The 16725-nt window shown below is 66.9% G+C and carries 14 protein-coding genes; 12 read left to right on the top strand and 2 right to left on the bottom strand.

Annotated elements, in window-relative coordinates; all coding sequences use genetic code 11:
- The 4 genes from pdeM (at window position 1) to ASF16_RS11075 (ending at window position 4332) form a co-directional block, all read left to right on the top strand.
- Complete coding sequence (gene pdeM / locus ASF16_RS11090; protein WP_082516873.1) at window positions 1–744, top strand: ligase-associated DNA damage response endonuclease PdeM; 744 nt, start codon at window positions 1–3, stop codon at window positions 742–744.
- 64 nt (window positions 745–808) lie between these two features.
- Window positions 809–1297 carry a hypothetical protein gene (locus ASF16_RS11085; protein ID WP_056166638.1) on the top strand — a complete coding sequence of 163 codons (489 nt, stop codon included), beginning with the start codon at window positions 809–811 and terminating at the stop codon, window positions 1295–1297.
- Between the two features lie 115 nt (window positions 1298–1412).
- Entirely contained in the window at window positions 1413–1796 is a 384-nt protein-coding gene (locus ASF16_RS11080) for a tetratricopeptide repeat protein (RefSeq protein WP_162241071.1), read from the top strand.
- A gap of 298 nt (window positions 1797–2094) precedes the next feature.
- Window positions 2095–4332: an NADP-dependent isocitrate dehydrogenase gene (locus ASF16_RS11075; protein ID WP_056166633.1), complete on the top strand. Its 2238-nt coding sequence runs from the start codon at window positions 2095–2097 to the stop codon at window positions 4330–4332.
- Between the two features lie 208 nt (window positions 4333–4540).
- Here ASF16_RS11075 and ASF16_RS11070 read toward each other — a convergent pair whose 3' ends face one another.
- Window positions 4541–5941 carry a hypothetical protein gene (locus tag ASF16_RS11070; RefSeq protein WP_056166630.1) on the bottom strand — a complete coding sequence of 467 codons (1401 nt, stop codon included), beginning with the start codon at window positions 5939–5941 and terminating at the stop codon, window positions 4541–4543.
- Window positions 5942–6086: 145 nt separating this feature from the next.
- On the opposite strand from ASF16_RS11070, the gene ASF16_RS11065 reads away from it, so the two are divergent.
- Window positions 6087–7037: a LysR family transcriptional regulator gene (locus ASF16_RS11065; RefSeq protein WP_056166626.1), complete on the top strand. Its 951-nt coding sequence runs from the start codon at window positions 6087–6089 to the stop codon at window positions 7035–7037.
- A 91-nt stretch (window positions 7038–7128) separates the two neighbouring features.
- On the top strand, window positions 7129–8355 hold the full coding sequence (locus tag ASF16_RS25445) for a S9 family peptidase (RefSeq protein WP_235507340.1): 1227 nt from the start codon (window positions 7129–7131) through the stop codon (window positions 8353–8355).
- A 166-nt stretch (window positions 8356–8521) separates the two neighbouring features.
- Here the strand turns inward: ASF16_RS25445 and ggt are convergent, their stop codons facing one another.
- Window positions 8522–10399 carry a gamma-glutamyltransferase gene (gene ggt / locus ASF16_RS11055; RefSeq protein WP_056166623.1) on the bottom strand — a complete coding sequence of 626 codons (1878 nt, stop codon included), beginning with the start codon at window positions 10397–10399 and terminating at the stop codon, window positions 8522–8524.
- Window positions 10400–10640: 241 nt separating this feature from the next.
- On the opposite strand from ggt, the gene ASF16_RS11050 reads away from it, so the two are divergent.
- The 6 genes from ASF16_RS11050 to ASF16_RS11025 all read left to right on the top strand — a co-directional run bounded on the left by ASF16_RS11050 (window position 10641) and on the right by ASF16_RS11025 (window position 16690).
- Window positions 10641–11102, top strand: a complete 462-nt coding sequence (locus ASF16_RS11050; protein ID WP_056166706.1) for an Lrp/AsnC family transcriptional regulator — start codon at window positions 10641–10643, stop codon at window positions 11100–11102.
- A 141-nt stretch (window positions 11103–11243) separates the two neighbouring features.
- Entirely contained in the window at window positions 11244–11894 is a 651-nt protein-coding gene (locus ASF16_RS11045; protein ID WP_056166618.1) for a TetR/AcrR family transcriptional regulator, read from the top strand.
- A 273-nt stretch (window positions 11895–12167) separates the two neighbouring features.
- Window positions 12168–13160 carry a tripartite tricarboxylate transporter substrate binding protein gene (locus tag ASF16_RS11040; RefSeq protein ID WP_056166615.1) on the top strand — a complete coding sequence of 331 codons (993 nt, stop codon included), beginning with the start codon at window positions 12168–12170 and terminating at the stop codon, window positions 13158–13160.
- Between the two features lie 152 nt (window positions 13161–13312).
- The gene (locus ASF16_RS11035; protein WP_056166613.1) at window positions 13313–14476 is read left to right on the top strand and encodes a Gfo/Idh/MocA family protein; all 1164 of its coding nucleotides are present in this window, start codon (window positions 13313–13315) and stop codon (window positions 14474–14476) included.
- 94 nt (window positions 14477–14570) lie between these two features.
- A complete protein-coding gene (locus ASF16_RS11030; protein WP_056166609.1) occupies window positions 14571–15782 on the top strand; it encodes a dihydrodipicolinate synthase family protein in 1212 nt (403 codons plus the stop codon).
- Between the two features lie 5 nt (window positions 15783–15787).
- Window positions 15788–16690: a sugar phosphate isomerase/epimerase gene (locus tag ASF16_RS11025; protein ID WP_056166607.1), complete on the top strand. Its 903-nt coding sequence runs from the start codon at window positions 15788–15790 to the stop codon at window positions 16688–16690.
- The last annotated feature ends 35 nt before the right edge of the window (window positions 16691–16725 follow it).

The raw sequence follows: 16725 nt of genomic DNA, 5'->3' as shown, positions 1-16725 counted from the left end.
TTGCCCGTGACCGCAGACACCACCGCCACCGCCACCGCCCCTTCGCTGGCATCCCCACCTGCTGGCGCCCACGCCATCACCCTGCCCTGCGGCACCGCCCTGTGGCTGCTGCCCCAGCGCGCCGTGTGGTGGCCCGCCGCGCGCATGGCCTTCGTGGCCGACGTGCACTTCGGCAAGGCGGCCACCTTCCGCCGCGCAGGCCAGCCCGTGCCGCACGGCACCACGGCCGACAACCTGGCCCGGCTTGACACCGTGCTGGCCGTGACGGGCGCCGTGCACCTGGTCTTTCTGGGCGACTTTCTGCACGCCCGCAGCGGTGCCGACGAGCGGCTGTGGCAGCAACTGCTGCCCTGGCGCCAGCACCACGCGCACATCGCCATGACCCTGGTGCGCGGCAACCACGACCTGCACGCAGGCGACCCGCCGCGCGCCCTGGGCATCGACCTGGCCGACGAGCCCTGGCAACCCATGACAGGCGCCCCTGTGGCCGCCTGCCACCACCCGCAGACCGTGGAAGGCGCCACCGTGCTGGCCGGCCATCTACACCCCACCACCACGCTGTACGGCCCGGCGCGCGATGCCATGCGCCTGCCCTGTTATGCCCTGACGCCCGGGCTGCTGGTGCTGCCGGCGTTCGGTGCCTTCACGGGCACGTCGAGCCAATCGGTACCGCCGATGGCCCGGCGGTTTGCGGTGGTGGGGGACCGGGTGCTGGCTGTTCCTGCGCGAACAGACCCAGGATGACCGTCCACGAGGCACTGGGCTCGCGCGAACGGGCTTTAACATGGTCACATTCCGCCCAGCACATATGGCCATTGAACACCTTTTCAGCCTTCACACAGGCTACATAGATTTCACGGGTTACCTGCGCTATCTGGATTCCATCCAGGCGCGCATGCCTGTCCATGTCTATGAATTCGCGTCCGATCCTGCGCACCACGATCTCAACGCCCGCAGTTCGCTTCACGATGCATGGCTGCAGTCACTGACCATTGGCGAAACAGCAGAGGGAAGTAGGCAGGAAATGCGGCAAACGGAAGTACGGTTGTGCCTCTTGGGCCCATACCACGATCGGCGCATCCATCTGCACTACACCGCGGTGGAGGCATATGCCTTTCAGAGCCCTGCGCGGCATGGCGAGCCTCGCTACTCGCATACGGCCCATGGAGACCTGCTCGCCCATGCGATTTGGATAAATCCCGCGGGCATGCTGGTGCACGATATGGTGTTCGAACGCGGGTCAACGCTTCGGATCGAATGCGCAGACATTCGACATGCTCAGGAGCCTTTGCAGTGACACCTGTTGATGCCAGAGAAGAACAGGCCCACGAGGCGTGGGACGCCGGCGATCTGCCACGCGCGCATTCCAATTGTTTCGGTCCTGCGCATACGAGGGTCTTAGGAGCGCGATGATGAATCTGGGGTTCTTCTACGACGAAGGCCTGGGTACACCTGCCAGCAAACACCTGGCAAAGATCTGGTACCGCAAAGCGCGTCACGCAGGCGACTTTGTAGCCTCCAACAACTTGGCCATCTTGTTTCGTGAGCGGCATGCCCATCGCAGCTCTTTCCATTGGTTCCGCAAAGCAGCCCTGGACGGAGATGGCGACGCCTGGGTCGAACTGGCAAAGTGCCATTTGAAGGGCTCAGGAACATCGTTGTCCGCAGCCCGCGCCAGGGAGTGCCTGAGGCGCGCGATGCGCTCCCGGTTCATCACACCCGCGGGGCGCGAGGAGGCGCAAGCCCTGCTGCGCGTCCAAGGCGTTTTGCAGAGCCTGCGCTACCGGCGCTCCTGAGCGGTAAGGGTCCGTTTTTGGGGCTTGCTGCCCCCTCGCAGCCGTCCTGCTTGGCCCCTGTATGAGTGAGGCCTTTGCAGCCTGCATGCACTCGCATTGGGTAGCGCACCGCTCTCGTACGGGGGCACCAGCGATAAAAAAATGGTCCTACCCGCCAGTAAATTTTGCATAGTGGAATTCGATTGCAAAAACCGGGGGCCAAGCCAGCGCCAAGGAAGGAGAATGCGAGAGCATCCGCGTTTGGCCTCTGTCCTGCACCGGTAGGGGCCGTCCACATACTCGTTTCGTGAGACAAGCCATGACGACTCAGCAACCGACCATCATCTACACCCTGACCGACGAGGCACCTCGCCTGGCCACGGCTTCCTTTCTTCCCATCATCCGCACCTTTGCCGCACCGGCCGGCATCAACGTGGCGGAATCGGACATCTCCGTGGCCGCCCGCGTGCTGGGCGAGTTCCCCGAGTTCCTGAAGGAAGACCAGCGCGCGCCGAACACGCTGGCAGAGCTGGGCAAGAAGACGCTGCAGGCCGATGCCAACATCATCAAGCTGCCCAACATCAGCGCGTCGGTGTCCCAGCTCAAGGCAGCCATTACCGAGCTGCAGGGCAAGGGCTACGCACTGCCCGACTACCCGGACCAGCCCAAGGACGACAAGGAAAAGGACATCAAGGCCCGCTACGGCAAGTGCATCGGCTCTGCCGTGAACCCCGTGCTGCGCGAAGGCAACTCCGACCGCCGCGCGCCCGCCGCCGTGAAGAACTACGCGCGCAAGAACCCGCATTCGATGGGTGAATGGAGCCAGGCATCGCGCAGCCACGTCTCGCACATGCACCACGGCGACTTCTACCACGGTGAAAAGTCCATGACCCTGGACCGCGCCCGTGAAGTGAAGATGGAACTGATCACCAAGAGCGGCAAGACCATCATCTTGAAGCCCAAGGTCGCGCTGCTCGACCGCGAGGTGATCGACAGCATGTTCATGAGCAAGAAGGCGCTGCTGGAGTTCTACGAGAAGGAAATCGAAGACGCGCGCAAGACCGGCGTGATGTTCTCGCTGCACGTGAAGGCCACCATGATGAAGGTGTCCCACCCCATCGTGTTCGGCCACTGCGTGCGCATCTTCTACAAGGACGCGTTCGCCAAGCACGCCAAGACGTTCGACGAGCTGGGCGTGAACGTGAACAACGGCATGGTCGACCTGTACAGCAAGATCGAGACGCTGCCGCAAAGCCAGCGCGACGAGATCAAGCGCGACCTGCACGCCTGCCACGAAAACCGCCCCGAGCTGGCCATGGTCGATTCGGCCAAGGGCATCACCAACTTTCACTCGCCCAACGACATCATCGTGGACGCGTCCATGCCCGCCATGATCCGCAACAGCGGCAAGATGTGGGACGCCAACGGCCGCCTGAAGGACGTGAAGGCCGTGATGCCCGAGTCGACCTTCGCCCGCATCTACCAAGAGATCATCAACTTCTGCAAGTGGCACGGCGCGTTCGACCCCAAGACCATGGGCACGGTGCCCAACGTGGGCCTGATGGCCCAGCAGGCCGAAGAGTACGGCTCGCACGACAAGACCTTCGAGATCGCCGAAGACGGCGTGGCCAACATCACCGACCTGGCCACAGGCGAAGTGCTGCTGTCCCAGAACGTGGAAGCCGGCGACATCTGGCGCATGTGCCAGGTCAAGGACGCTGCGATCCGCGACTGGGTGAAGCTGGCCGTGAACCGCGCCCGCAACTCCGGCATGCCCGTGGTGTTCTGGCTCGACTCGTACCGCCCGCACGAAAAGGAACTCATCACCAAGGTGAAGATGTACCTGCATGAGCACAACACGGTCGGCCTGGACATCCAGATCATGAGCCAGGTGCGTGCGATGCGCTACACGCTGGAACGCGTGATCCGCGGCCTCGATACCATCAGTGCCACCGGCAACATCCTGCGCGACTACCTGACCGACCTGTTCCCCATCATGGAACTGGGCACCTCGGCCAAGATGCTGTCCATCGTGCCGCTGATGGCCGGTGGCGGCATGTACGAAACGGGTGCCGGCGGCTCCGCCCCCAAGCACGTGCAGCAGCTGGTGGAAGAAAACCACCTGCGCTGGGATTCGCTGGGCGAGTTCCTGGCACTGGCCGTGTCGTTCGAAGACCTGGGCCTGAAGACCGGCAACGACAAGGCCAAGATCCTGGCCAAGACGCTGGACGCCGCCACGGGCAAGCTGCTGGACAACAACAAGAACCCGTCGCCCAAGACCGGCCAGCTGGACAACCGCGGCAGCCAGTTCTACCTGGCGCTGTACTGGGCGCAAGAGCTGGCCGCACAGACCAGCGACGCCGACCTGGCCGCCAAGTTCGCGCCCCTGGCCCAGCAACTGGCCGACAACGAGCAGAAGATCGTGGACGAGCTCAACGCCGTGCAGGGCCAGCCCACCGACATCGGCGGCTACTACCTGCCCGACACCGCCAAGCTCGACACCGTGATGCGCCCCAGCAAGACGCTGAACGACGCGCTGAAAAGCGTCGCCGCCTGAGAGCTGCGCCCCCGATCCGCTGTGCGCACGCCCCGAAAGGGGATGCGCCAGTTGCCAAGGGCGAGGTAGATGGTGATTTATTGATGAAATAAGCCCCTACCGCTCTCCCAACAAGCGCTAGCAGCTATATTTTTCATAGCACACCAAAAAAAGGCCCTGCTGACCAGCAGGGCCTTTGTGCTTTGCGGCGCCTGTTGCCGTCGTGGGCTCAGGGCCGTGTGCGGTCGTACACCCGGCTGGCCAGGGGCGCCGGCACGTAGTCGGGCAAAAACGCGCAGCCCTTGCCGAAGGCAGCTTCGTTGGCAGGGCACTGCTGGGCGATGCTCTCGGGCGTGGGTTTGACGCCTTCATCCGCCCAGCGCAGCAGCGCGGTCAACAGCGTGGGGTACGTCGGGTCGCTCAGGTAGCTGTGGGTGTTGTGGCGCGTGAAGGTCTGCACCAGCCGCGCGCCGCTGCCGCCCTGCTCCATCGTGGCCTTGAACTGCGCGTCCAGTTCGACGAACGCGGTGGGGTCGTCCACGCCCTTCACCGTCAGCACCGGCACGGGGATGCGGCCCGTGGGGTCGGTGTCCTGGCCGAAGCGCGCCACGGCCTGTGGGTCGGCCTGGTAGCGCAGCACGCCTGCGTTGAGCGCCGCATCGTCCGGCGAACCCTTGTAGACCACGCCCCGGTTGCCGAACGGGCTGGCGCCGCCGGTGCGGTGCTGCACCACGTCGCGGAAGTGGAAGGTGGCCCAGTTCATGTGGCCCTGGATGGAGCTGGCCGGAATGCGGATCACATCCGCGATGGTCTTGACCTTGGCCTGCTGCTCCGCCGTGCGCTCTGCGGCCGGCTTGTTCAGCCCCAGGCATTCGTTGAGCCGCGCCTGCAGGTCGTTTTGCGACATGGTGGCATCACGCGGCAGGCCGATGTTGAGCGGGTAGGCCGCCTCGGTCGGGCGCGGGTGGTTGTGGCACAGGTACTGGTAGACCACGCGCAGGTCGGTGCGAAAGTCGTACGACCGCGTGCCGCCCGCCAGCACGCCGCTGGTCAGCAGCACCGCGTCGTACGGGCGCTTGCCGTCGGCCGTGCGCTGGAACATCCCGGCTCCCTGGGCCGCCACGCTGGCGCCCCACGACTGGCCGTGCAGGATGGTGCGCTGCGGCTGGGCCACGTGCTGCACGAAGATCTGCCGCAGGCGCTCGGTATCCTCCGCCGCGGCGCGCACTTCCACGCCGCCCTGGCGGAAGGTGCTGCCCGCCCAGGCATAGCCCGCGCGGACCATGATGGACCAGCGCTCCAGGTCCTCCACCGACCGCTCGGCCTTGGGCGCGCCCAGGGCCGGGCCGCCGTGCGCATGCAACACCAGGCGCTGGTTCCACGTGGTGGGCATGGCGATCAGGTAGAAGGCCCCGGCCGAGTCCTGGCCCGACAGGCAGCGGGCGATCGCAGCCAGGTCCTGGGGGCAGGCGGTGGGTGCGGGCGCCGCCTCGCTGGCGGCCACGGCAGGCGCGGTGCGCGTGGCCGACGGGGGCGTGGTCTGCACCGGGGCGCAGGCAGCGCCCAGGCTGGCCAGTGCGGCGAGGCCCAGGCGCGTCATCATCAGGGGATAGGGCTGCGTTGCAGTCATGCGATGTGTCTCCGTTGGAATTGTCATGAAATCGGCTGTCGCAGCGCATCGTAGGAACGCGCGTTCCATACGTCAAATATGCTGATTTGCGGCATGCCATACGATTCGCCTATGACCCGCTCCACAGCCCGCTGCTGTCACTGATATGGACATCCGCCAACTGCGCTACTTCCTGGCCGTCGCCGATGCAGGCCACATCACGCGCGCCGCCGAGCAACTGGGCATGGCCCAGCCACCGCTGAGCCAGCAGATCAAAGCGCTGGAAGGCGCAGTGGGCCTGGCCCTTTTCAAACGCCATGCCAAGGGCGTGACGCTGACCGAGGCCGGGCGCGCGCTGCAGGCCGACGCCACGCGCCTGGTGCACGACTTCGATGCGCTGCACAGCCGCATGCAGCTGCTGGCCGAAGGCAAGACCGGGCGGCTGTCCATTGCCTTCACCAGCTCGGCAGCAGCGCACGAGTTCACGCCGTTTGCCCTGCGCGAATGCCGCGCGCGGCACCCCGACCTGGTGCTGGAGATCGGCGAGAACAACGCCGCCGAGATCACCGAGGCCGTGGCCGATGGCCGCCTGCACTGCGGCCTGCTGCGTGTACCTGTGGCACGGCCTGCCGGCCTGGCGTTCGACACCCTGCAGCACGAGCCTGCCATGGTGGCGCTGCCCATCGACCACCCGCTCGCGCTGCGCCAGCGCCGCGGCAAGCCGCTGCCCATCGAGGTGGCCGACCTGCACGGCGAGCCGATGATCCTGGTGCGCCGCACCGGCGCGCCGGGGTTGTACGCCAACCTGCTGGCACTGTGCGACGAGCACGGCGTGCAGCCCCGCGTGATGGCCGAAGTGGCGCGCATGCTGACCAACCTGAACCTGGTGGCCGCAGGCACCGGCATTTCGGTGGTGCCATCGTCCATGCTGGGCGTGCACCGCCATGCGATTGCGTACCGACACCTGGTGGACCATGGCCGGCTGGAGGTACCGCTGACGCTGGTTTACCGCAGCGACGACAACGTGGGCCCCACGGCGACCTTCACCACGCTGCTCAAGACACTGGCGGGCGCACTGCCGGCGGCAGCGCCACGGCGAACAACGCCGCGCCAGTAGTGCCGGGGCGCACAGTGCCGTTGCTATAGTCGTTCGATCATTCGACAGGAGGACAACGATGGCAGGACAGGGCTGGCGGCTGAGGGCCACCATGGTCGCTACAGCAGCTTTATGGGCTGCCGCAGGCGCGGTGCACGCAGAGCCCACGGCGTGGCCGGACTACATGCCGCGCCTGTCCGCTGGCGTGTCGGAAAGTCCCATCGACGCCGCACTGCCGGCCGATGTGGCGGTGGTCGCGCCCGACAGCACCGTGTCGCCCGGCATCTCACGCTGGAGCGGCGTGTGGCAGGGCTGGGCCTGTGTCGCCCAGGTGTGCGATGTGAAGCTGGCCGTCGAGAAACTATCGCCCACGGGCGCCACCCTGGTGTACGCAGCGGCCAGCAGCGGGCAACCGGCCTTCACCGAACGCACGGACGCCCTCTTTGTCGACGGGGAGCTCGTCGCGCAGCTCAAGACCGGCACGAAGCTGGTGCTGCGCCTGCGGGCCGACGGCGACATGGACATGTCGCTGTGGCGCCCGAATGCGCAGCTGCTGGCTGCAGGTGTGTTGACGCAAAAAGCGCAGGCCCGGCCCTACCGCAGCAGCACCGAGCGCGTGCCCACGCCCTGGACGGAGAACGGCCAGGCCCAGACGCTGGAGATGGTGGTGTACCGCCCGGTGGCAACGCCCGGACCCTGGCCCACGCTGGTCTTCAACCACGGCTCCACCGGCGAGGGCAACCAGCCCGCGTGGTTCAAGTTCACCTCGGCGAGCCCCGAGGTCGGCCGCTACTTTGCCGAACGCGGCTGGCAGGTGGTGTTTCCGCAGCGTCGCGGGCGCGGCCAGTCCGACGGGCTGTACGACGAGGGTTTCGAAGCCGACCGCTCGCGCTATGCGTGCCGGCCCGAGCGGTCCCTGCCCGGCGTGGACCGTGCCATCGCGGACCTCGACGCCACCATGGCCTACCTGCGCCAGCGGCCGGATGTCGACACCACGCGCCCGCTCATCGGCGGCGTGTCGCGCGGCGGCATCCTGTCGGTGGCGTATGCGGGCAGCCAGCCACAGATGTTCGCGGGCGTGATCAACTTCGTGGGCGGCTGGGTGGGTGACCTGTGCCCTGCGGCAGACGAGATCAACCCGGTGGCCTTTCGCCGGGGCGCGGCCTTTCGCAAGCCAACGCTGTGGCTCTATGGGGACAAGGACCCGTACTACTCTCTACAACACAGCCGGCAGAATTTCGCGGCCTTTGAAGCAGCCGGCGGCACGGGCCAATTCATCGCACTGCCCGCGCCCGCGGGCGGCAACGGGCACTTCATCCACACCGAAAGAACTTTGTAGGAGAGCGCAGTCACGGACTATCTGCAGCGGGTCGTTCCGCCGCGCTGAGCGTGGGCCGGTGGGCCGATGCCTGCCCACCGCACACCATCGCCACCCAGCGGGCGGGCCACAAAAAAAGGCCGCCGCGCCCCTCTCGGAGCGCGGCGGCCTTTTGCATATCAACCGATCAGTTGTTGCCCTGCGCCGTGCCTTCGCGCCGTGGGTCCGCGCCACCGGCAAAGGTGCCTGCACCGGGGTTGCGCGCGAACAGGCCGGGGGTGCCGTTGCCACGCACGCCGTTGTAGACCGCGCCGTGCAGGCCGCTGGTGAAGGTGTCGGTCTGCGCCACGGTGTGGCCGCGGGTCTTCAGGCCGTCGCGGATGGCCACCGTGTCGATGACCGAGCCTTTTTCGATGGACGTGGTGGCGTTGGTCTGCGCGCCGAAGTTGGGCAGGTTGATCGCCTGTTGCACGTTCAGCCCCCAGTCCGTCATGCCCAGGATGGCCTTGGCGGTGTACTGGATGATGGCGCTGCCGCCGGGCGAGCCGATGGCGCCTTCCAGGTCGCCGGTGGTGGCGTTGAAGACGATGGTGGGCGCCATGGAGCTGCGGGGGCGCTTGCCGGGCTGCACGCTGTTGGCGATCGGCAAGCCTGCAGCGTCGGTGGCGGTGAACGAGAAGTCCGTGAGCTGGTTGTTGAGCAAAAAGCCCCGCACCATCTGCAGGCTGCCGAAGCCGTTCTCGATGGTGGTCGTCATGGACACCGCATTGCCCGCGTTGTCGATGATGGACAGGTGGGTGGTGGACGGCAGGGCGGCCGAGTTGTCGAGGCCCTTGGCGCCGCTCACGCCGGGCGGCGTGCCGGCAGTGGGCGTGCCGATGCTCTTGGTCAGGCTGATGAGCTTGGCGCGGTCCTTGAGGTAGTCGGCGTTGATGAGGCCGGCCTGCGGCACGTTGACGAAGTCAGGGTCGGCCACATACACGGCGCGGTCGGCATACGCCAGGCGGTAGGCCTCGGACACCACGTGCACCGAATCCAGCGTGTTGGGCTTCATGGCCGCCAGATCGAACCCTTGCAGCAGGCCCAGCGTCTGCAGCACGGCGATGCCGCCCGAGCTCGGCGCGGGCATGCCGCAGACGCGGTACTGGGTGCGGTACACGCCACAGACGGGCTCGCGCACCTTGTGGGTGTAGCTGTTCAGGTCGTCCAGCGAGAGCTTGCCGGGGTTGGTGGGGTGGCTCGCAACCTTGGCCACGATGTCCTTGGCGATGTCGCCTTTGTAGAACGCATCGGCACCGCCGGCCGCAATGGCGCGCAGCGTGGCCGCCAGCTCGGGGTTCTTGAGCAGCGTGCCGGCCGCCTTGGCCGTGCCGTCGGCGTTGAGGAAGTAGCTGGCGCCGGGCTCACCCTGTGCCTTGATGCGCGCGGCCGAGCCGGCGATGGACACGCTCATGCGCGGCGAGATGGCAAAACCGTTGTCGCTCAGCGCGATGGCGGGCTCGAACAGGTCCTTCCAGGGCAGCTTGCCGTGCACCTTGTGCGCGGCTTCGAGCATGCGCAGCACGCCGGGCGTGCCCACCGAGAGGCCGCCGTCCACCGCCGCCAAGAAGGCCAGGGGCTTGCCGTCTGCACCGATGAAGAGGTTGGGGGTGGCGTTCTTGGGCGCGGTCTCGCGGCCGTCATAGGCCAGGAGCTTGTTGGCGCCCTTGTCGAAATGCAGCATGAACGCGCCGCCGCCGATGCCCGACGACTGCGGCTCCACCAGGTTCAGCACCATCTGCACGGCAATCGCGGCATCGAGCGCGGAGCCGCCCTTGGCCAGGATGTCGACCCCGGCCTTGGTGGCCAGCGGGTTGGCCGTGGACACCATGTCCTTGTTGGCATAGCTGATGGTCTTAGGCGTGTAGCCCGAGGGCGGCTCTGGCGGCACGTACTGCTCGACGGGCTCGGGCGTGGCGACGGGCGTAGCGGGGCCGTCATTGCCGCCGCAGGCGGCCAGCACGGCCAGGGCGGCAATGCTCAAGCCCCAGAGGGCGGGTTGGCGTCGAAAGGCAGAAGCCGTCATGGATGAAGTCCTTGGTAGAAAAGGGAAAAGTAAACGAATCGCCCGCACCGTGGCACGGCACGCCACCGACCGCCTCGCACCACGGTGGGTGCGGCTCGGCCCCGCGCAGCAACAGTGCGCAGATTCCGTGCCAGAAGCGCCCATCCAGTATGTGACGGTTTGATGAAAATCATTTTGCTTTTATTCCCGCCGGGGCGCCAAATAGGAGAAACGAGTTTTCATATTTGCCGTGAAACAGAATCTGGATTCCATCGACCGCCAACTGCTGGCTTTGCTGCAGCACAACGCCGAGACACCGTTGGCCGAACTGGCTGATGCGGTGAACCTGTCCAACACGCCCTGCTGGCGGCGCATCCAGTGGCTGCGCGAGAAGGGCTACATCACCCGGCACGTCGCGCTGGTGGACCCGCGCAAGGTCAACGTGGGCGTGACCGTGTTCGTGGCCATCAAGACCAACCAGCACCACCAGCAGTGGTTCGAGACCCTGCGCGACGTGGTGATGGGCATCCCGGAGATCGTGGAGTTCTACCGCATGAGCGGCGACGTGGACTACCTGCTGCGCGTGGTGGTGCCCGACATCCGCGCGTACGACGCGGTGTACAAGCGGCTGACCCGGGCCGTGGCGCTGTCGGACGTGAGCTCCAGCTTTGCGATGGAGGAGATCAAGTTCACCACCGCGCTGCCGCTCGACTATGCGCAGTGAGATCGCTGTACAAGCCAGCGCTTGCGCGCACGGCACAATCCGGCCACTGCGCCGCACCGCGCGCCCCCACATCGCCGCTGCCCGCCCCTTGATATCCAGCCCGGACTGGATTTTGTTAACCAGATAGTGAACTATTCGGGCATGACCAAAGACACCGAGACCCCCGCCAAGGAGCGCCAGCGGGATGCCGACCGCTCGCAGGGCGTGATCTTCAGCGCCGCGCGCGACGAGTTCGCCGAGCACGGCCTGGGCGGCGCCCGCATGGATCGCATCGCCGAGCGGGCGGGGCTGAACAAGCGGCTGATCTACTACTACTTCGAAGACAAGGAAAAGCTCTTCCAGGCGGTGCTGGAGCAGGCGTATTTGCACATCCGCGAGGAGGAGCGCAAGCTCAACCTGCTGGAGCTGGCGCCCGCCACGGCCATCCGGCGGCTGGTGGAGTTCACCTGGACGTACTACCTGGAGAACCCGCAGTTCCTCACCCTGCTCAACAGCGCCAACCTGCACAAGGCGCGGCACCTGCAGGAGTCGCAGCGTGCACGGGAGATGAACTCGCCGCTGATCGCCACCCTGGCCGAGGTGCTGGAGCGCGGCCGCAGCGACGGCAGTTTTCGCGGCGGGGTGGACCCGCTGCAGCTGTACGTGTCGATTGCCGGGCTGTCATATTTCTATTTGTCGAACAACCACACCCTGTCGGCCATCTTCGGCCGCGACCTCATGGCGCCCAAGGCGTGCAACGAGCGGCTGTCGCACATGTGCGATGTGATCCTCGGCTACGTGCTGCGGGGCTAGAGGCGCCTGGCGCGCTGATGGCGCAGGCCCTTCAACAACTGCACGCTGCGCGACGGGACCGCAGTTCGCCTCGCCACTGAGCGGCGCGCGGCAGGCGGCAGGACGGTCAGGCGAGGCACCGCAGTGCCGGGGCTTCGGCGCAGCCCCGGGTAAACCCCTAAACCTTGGCAGTCACAGCGCGTTGACGTGCGCAGCGCATTCCTCAAAAATGCACTCTATTCACCAATCAGTGAATTAAAGAGCAAGTCCAAGCCTGCCAACGGAGACAAATCCATGCCCATCACCCGCACCACCCGCCGCGCAGCGGCCACCGCCCTGGCGGCGGCCGCGCTCACCACCCTGTCCTTCGGCGCTTTGGCGCAAGGCAGCTACCCGACCAAACCGGTGCGCGTGATCGTGCCGTTCGCGGCGGGCAGCACCACCGACATCATTGCGCGCGCCATTGCCGACAAGATGGGGCAGAGCATGGGACAGACCCTGGTGGTGGACAACCGCGGCGGCGCCAGCGGCACCATCGGGCAGCAGGCCGTTGCCACGGCCGCGCCGGACGGCTACACGGTGATGATCCATTCGTCGTCGCACACCGTGAGCCCCTCGACCTTCGCCAAGCTGCCGTTCGATACCGTGGGCGACTTCGCGGGCGTGACGCCGATCTCGTCGCTGCCCAACGCGCTGGTGATCTCGCCCGCCAAGGGCATCAAGACGCTGCAGGATCTGGTGGCCACGGCCAAGGCCAAGCCGGGCACGGTGAACTTCGCCTCGGCCGGCCAGGGCAGTGCCACGCATTTGAACGCCGAGAAGTTCAAGCTGGCCGCCAAGATCGACGCGCAGAACATCCCCTTCAAGGGCTCGGCCGAGGCCGTGACCGAGGTGCTGTCGGGCCGCGTGGACTACTACTTCTCGCCCATTGCGCCCGTCATCGGCCAGATCAAGGACGGCCAGCTGCTGGCGCTGGCCGTGGGCTCGCCCAAGCGAGCCGCCGCCCTGCCCGATGTGCCCACCACGGCCGAGGCCGGCGTGCCCGGCTCGGAGTTCAACTTCTGGATCGGGATGATGGTGCCGGCCAAGACGCCGCGCGACATCGTCAACCGCCTGCACGACGAGGTGGTCAAGGCGCTGGCCACGCCCGAGGTGAAGGAACGCTTCCTGAAGCTCGGCGCCGATGCCTGGACGCTCAAGCCCGAGCAGTTCGATGCCTACATCAAGGACGAGATCAAGAGCAACGCCACGCTGGTGAAAGCCGCAGGTTTGCAGCCCGCGCAGTAAACACGATCCGTCAGGGCACGCAGCGCGCGGTGAATACCGCGATGCAGTGACCCCGTCAGCAGCGCCCTGCATTCGCGGGGCGTGCGGGCCGCGCTTTGCCCATTTTTTCTTCTCTATTCGCAACCTTAGAACTGAACGAAAGCACCACCGCCATGGCAACCCAACGACTCGGACTCATCATGCACGGCGTTACCGGCCGCATGGGCATGAACCAGCATTTGATCCGCTCCATCTGCGCGATCCGCGCGCAGGGCGGCGTGGTGCTCTCCAATGGCAATCGCGTGATGCCCGACCCCATCCTCATCGGCCGCAATGCCGAGAAGATGGAGGCGCTGGCCAAAGCCCACGGCATCGCGCGCTGGGGTACCGACCTGGACGCCGCCCTGGCCAACCCCGAGGACACGGTGTTCTTCGACGCCGGCACCACGCAGATGCGCCCCACACTGCTGGCCAAGGCGATCCGCGCGGGCAAGCATGTGTACTGCGAAAAGCCGATTGCCACCAACCTGAACGAGGCGGTGGAGATTGCGCGCCTGGCCTCGGGCTCGGGCCTCAAGCACGGCGCGGTGCAGGACAAGCTCTTTTTGCCCGGCCTGCGCAAGCTCGACATGCTGCGCCGCGCGGGCTTCTTCGGCCGCATGCTGAGCGTGCGCCTGGAGTTCGGCTACTGGGTCTTCGAAGGCGACCTGCAGCCCATCCAGCGGCCGAGCTGGAACTATCGCACCGAAGACGGCGGCGGCATGATCCTGGACATGATGTGCCACTGGCGCTACGTGCTGGATAACCTGTTCGGCGAGGTGAAGTCGGTGTCTTGCATCGGTGCCACGCACATCCCCACCCGCTGGGACGAGGCCGGCCAGCCGTACCAGGCCACGGCCGATGATGCGGCCTATGCCACCTGCGAACTGACCGGCCACAACGGCGAGCCGGTGATCGCGCAGCTGAACATGAGCTGGGCCACGCGCGTGCGGCGCGACGACCTCGTGACCTTCCACGTGGACGGCACCGATGGCTCGGCCGTTGCGGGCCTCTCCAGCTGCCGCGCGCAGAGCCGCGTTGCCACGCCGCGCCCGGTGTGGAACCCCGACGAGAAGCAGACCATGAACTTCTTCGACCAGTGGCAGGAGATTCCGGACTCGCAGGTCTACGACAACGGCTTCAAGATCCAGTGGGAGCACTTCATCCGCCACGTGGTGGAAGACGCACCGTACCGCTGGACCCTGCCCGAAGGCGCCAAGGGCGTGCAGCTGGTCGAAGCGGCCCTGGAGAGCTGGAAGGAACGCCGCTGGGTGGACGTGGCGCCATTGCAGGCGTGACGGCTACCAAAGGCAATCACTATCAATTTAATAGCTGCTAGCGCTTACTCATCAAGCGGCAGGCAGCATTTTGACTTCAATCCGCGAGCACACCATGGCCCTTAGCCTCCCCTTGCCCACGGCCGATGGCCGCATCAGCCCCTACACCCTGCAAGGCCGCCCGCCGGTCGTGCCGCAGCAAGGCGCGGCGTTCAACCGCATCGCCTACTCGGCCGCCCACGTGGTGGCCAACCCGCTGGCCGCGATCGACCCGTGGCTGCAGTGCGCGGTGGACTGGGACGCGACGATTGCCTACCGCCAGCGCCTGTGGTCGCTGGGCCTGGGCGTGGCCGAGGCCATGGACACCGCGCAGCGCGGCATGGGGCTGGACTGGCCGACGTCGCTGGAGCTGATCCGCCGCTCGCTGGACGCGGCGCGCGACTTCGGCCACGGCGCGCTGGTGGCCTCGGGCTGCGGCACGGACCACCTGGTACTCGACGAGGTCAAGTCCGTGGACGACGTGATCCGCGGCTATGAGGAGCAGATGGAAGCCATCGAGAAGCTGGGAGGCAAACTCATCGTGATGGCCAGCCGGGCGCTGGCCCGCGTGGCGCAGAGCCCCGCCGACTACGAGCGTGTGTACGACCGCATCCTCTCGCAGGCACAGCAGCCCGTGGTGCTGCACTGGCTGGGCGACATGTTCGACCCGGCGCTCGCGGGCTACTGGGGCTCGCGCGACGTGGATGCGGCCATGGACACCGCCCTGGCCGTGATCGCCGCGCACCCGGACAAGGTCGACGGCATCAAGATCTCGCTGCTCGACAAGGACAAGGAAGTCGCCATGCGCCGCCGCCTGCCCGCCACCGGCGGCACCGACGGCCAGGGCGTGCGCATGTACACCGGCGACGATTTCAACTACGCGGAACTCATCGCCGGCGACGGCGCGGGCGGCACGCCGCGCCAGGGCCAGAGCGATGCGCTGCTGGGCATCTTCGACGCCATCGCACCGGCCGCCAGCGCGGCGCTGGCCGCCCTGGCCGCGGGCGACACGGCGCGCTTCCACGCCATCCTGGGGCCCACGGTGCCGCTGTCGCGCCACATCTTCGCGGCGCCCACGCGGTTCTACAAAACCGGCGTGGTCTTCATGGCCTGGCTCAACGGGCACCAGAGCCACTTCACCATGGTGGGCGGGCAGCAGAGCACGCGTTCGCTGGTGCACTTTGCCGAGCTGTTCCGGCTGGCCGACCAGGCCGACCTGCTGGAGCAGCCCGAGCTGGCGGTGCAGCGCATGGGCCATCTGCTGGCATTGCATGGCGTGAGCGCCTGACCACCATGCGCGATTTCACCCAAGACCACCGCTGGCTCTCCATCAACACCGCCACCGTGCGCAAGCAGCAGGGTGCGGAAGTGCCGCTCGCACGCATCATCGACCAGTGCGCGGAGCGCGGCATCCGCGCCATCAGCCCCTGGCGCGACCAGGTGGCGGCGGCCGGGCTCGATGCCACCGCGCGCCAGCTGCGCGCCCACGGCATGGAGCTGTCGGGCTACTGCCGCGGGGGGTTCTTCCCGGCCGCGGACGCAGCGGGCCTGCGCGCCGCGCTCGACGACAACCGCCGCGCCATCGACGAGGCCAAGACGCTGAACGCCGCCTGCCTGGTGCTGGTGGTGGGTGCGCTGCCCGGTGCGCTCGACGGCACGCCGCACTACACCGACCTCGCCCGTGCGCGCAGCGAGGTGGTCGACGGCATCGCCGCATCCTTGGAGTACGCGCGCCAGGTGGGCATGCCGCTGGCCATCGAGCCGCTGCACCCCATGCAGGCGGCCGACCGCGCCTGCATCAACACGCTGGAGCACGCGCTCGACATCTGCGATGCGCTGGACCCGCTCGCCACCGGCGCGACTGGAGACGCACGGCAAGCCGCGCTGGGCGTGGCCCTGGACGTGTACCACGTGTGGTGGGACCCCAAGCTACAGCAGCAGATCGCACGCGCCGGCAAGGAGCGCCTGCTGGCCTTTCACGTCTGCGACTGGCGCCTGCCCACGCGCGACTTGCTCAGTGACCGGGGGATGATGGGCGACGGCGTGATCGAGCTAAAGAAGATCCGCCAGTGGGTGGAGGCTGCGGGCTTTGCGGGCTATTCCGAGGTGGAGATTTTCTCGGCGCTGGACTGGTGGCAGCGCACGGGCGAGGAGACGCTGGACACCTGCATCGAGCGGCACCGCAGCGTGGTCTGACCCGTCAACGCAGGCGATGCGATCGCCGCGATCGC

This window comes from Acidovorax sp. Leaf78, assembly GCF_001422735.1.
Classification (GTDB): domain Bacteria; phylum Pseudomonadota; class Gammaproteobacteria; order Burkholderiales; family Burkholderiaceae_C; genus Acidovorax.
The sequence above is the reverse complement of the archived record's forward strand: the minus strand, read 5'-3'. Positions and strand labels throughout refer to the sequence as shown.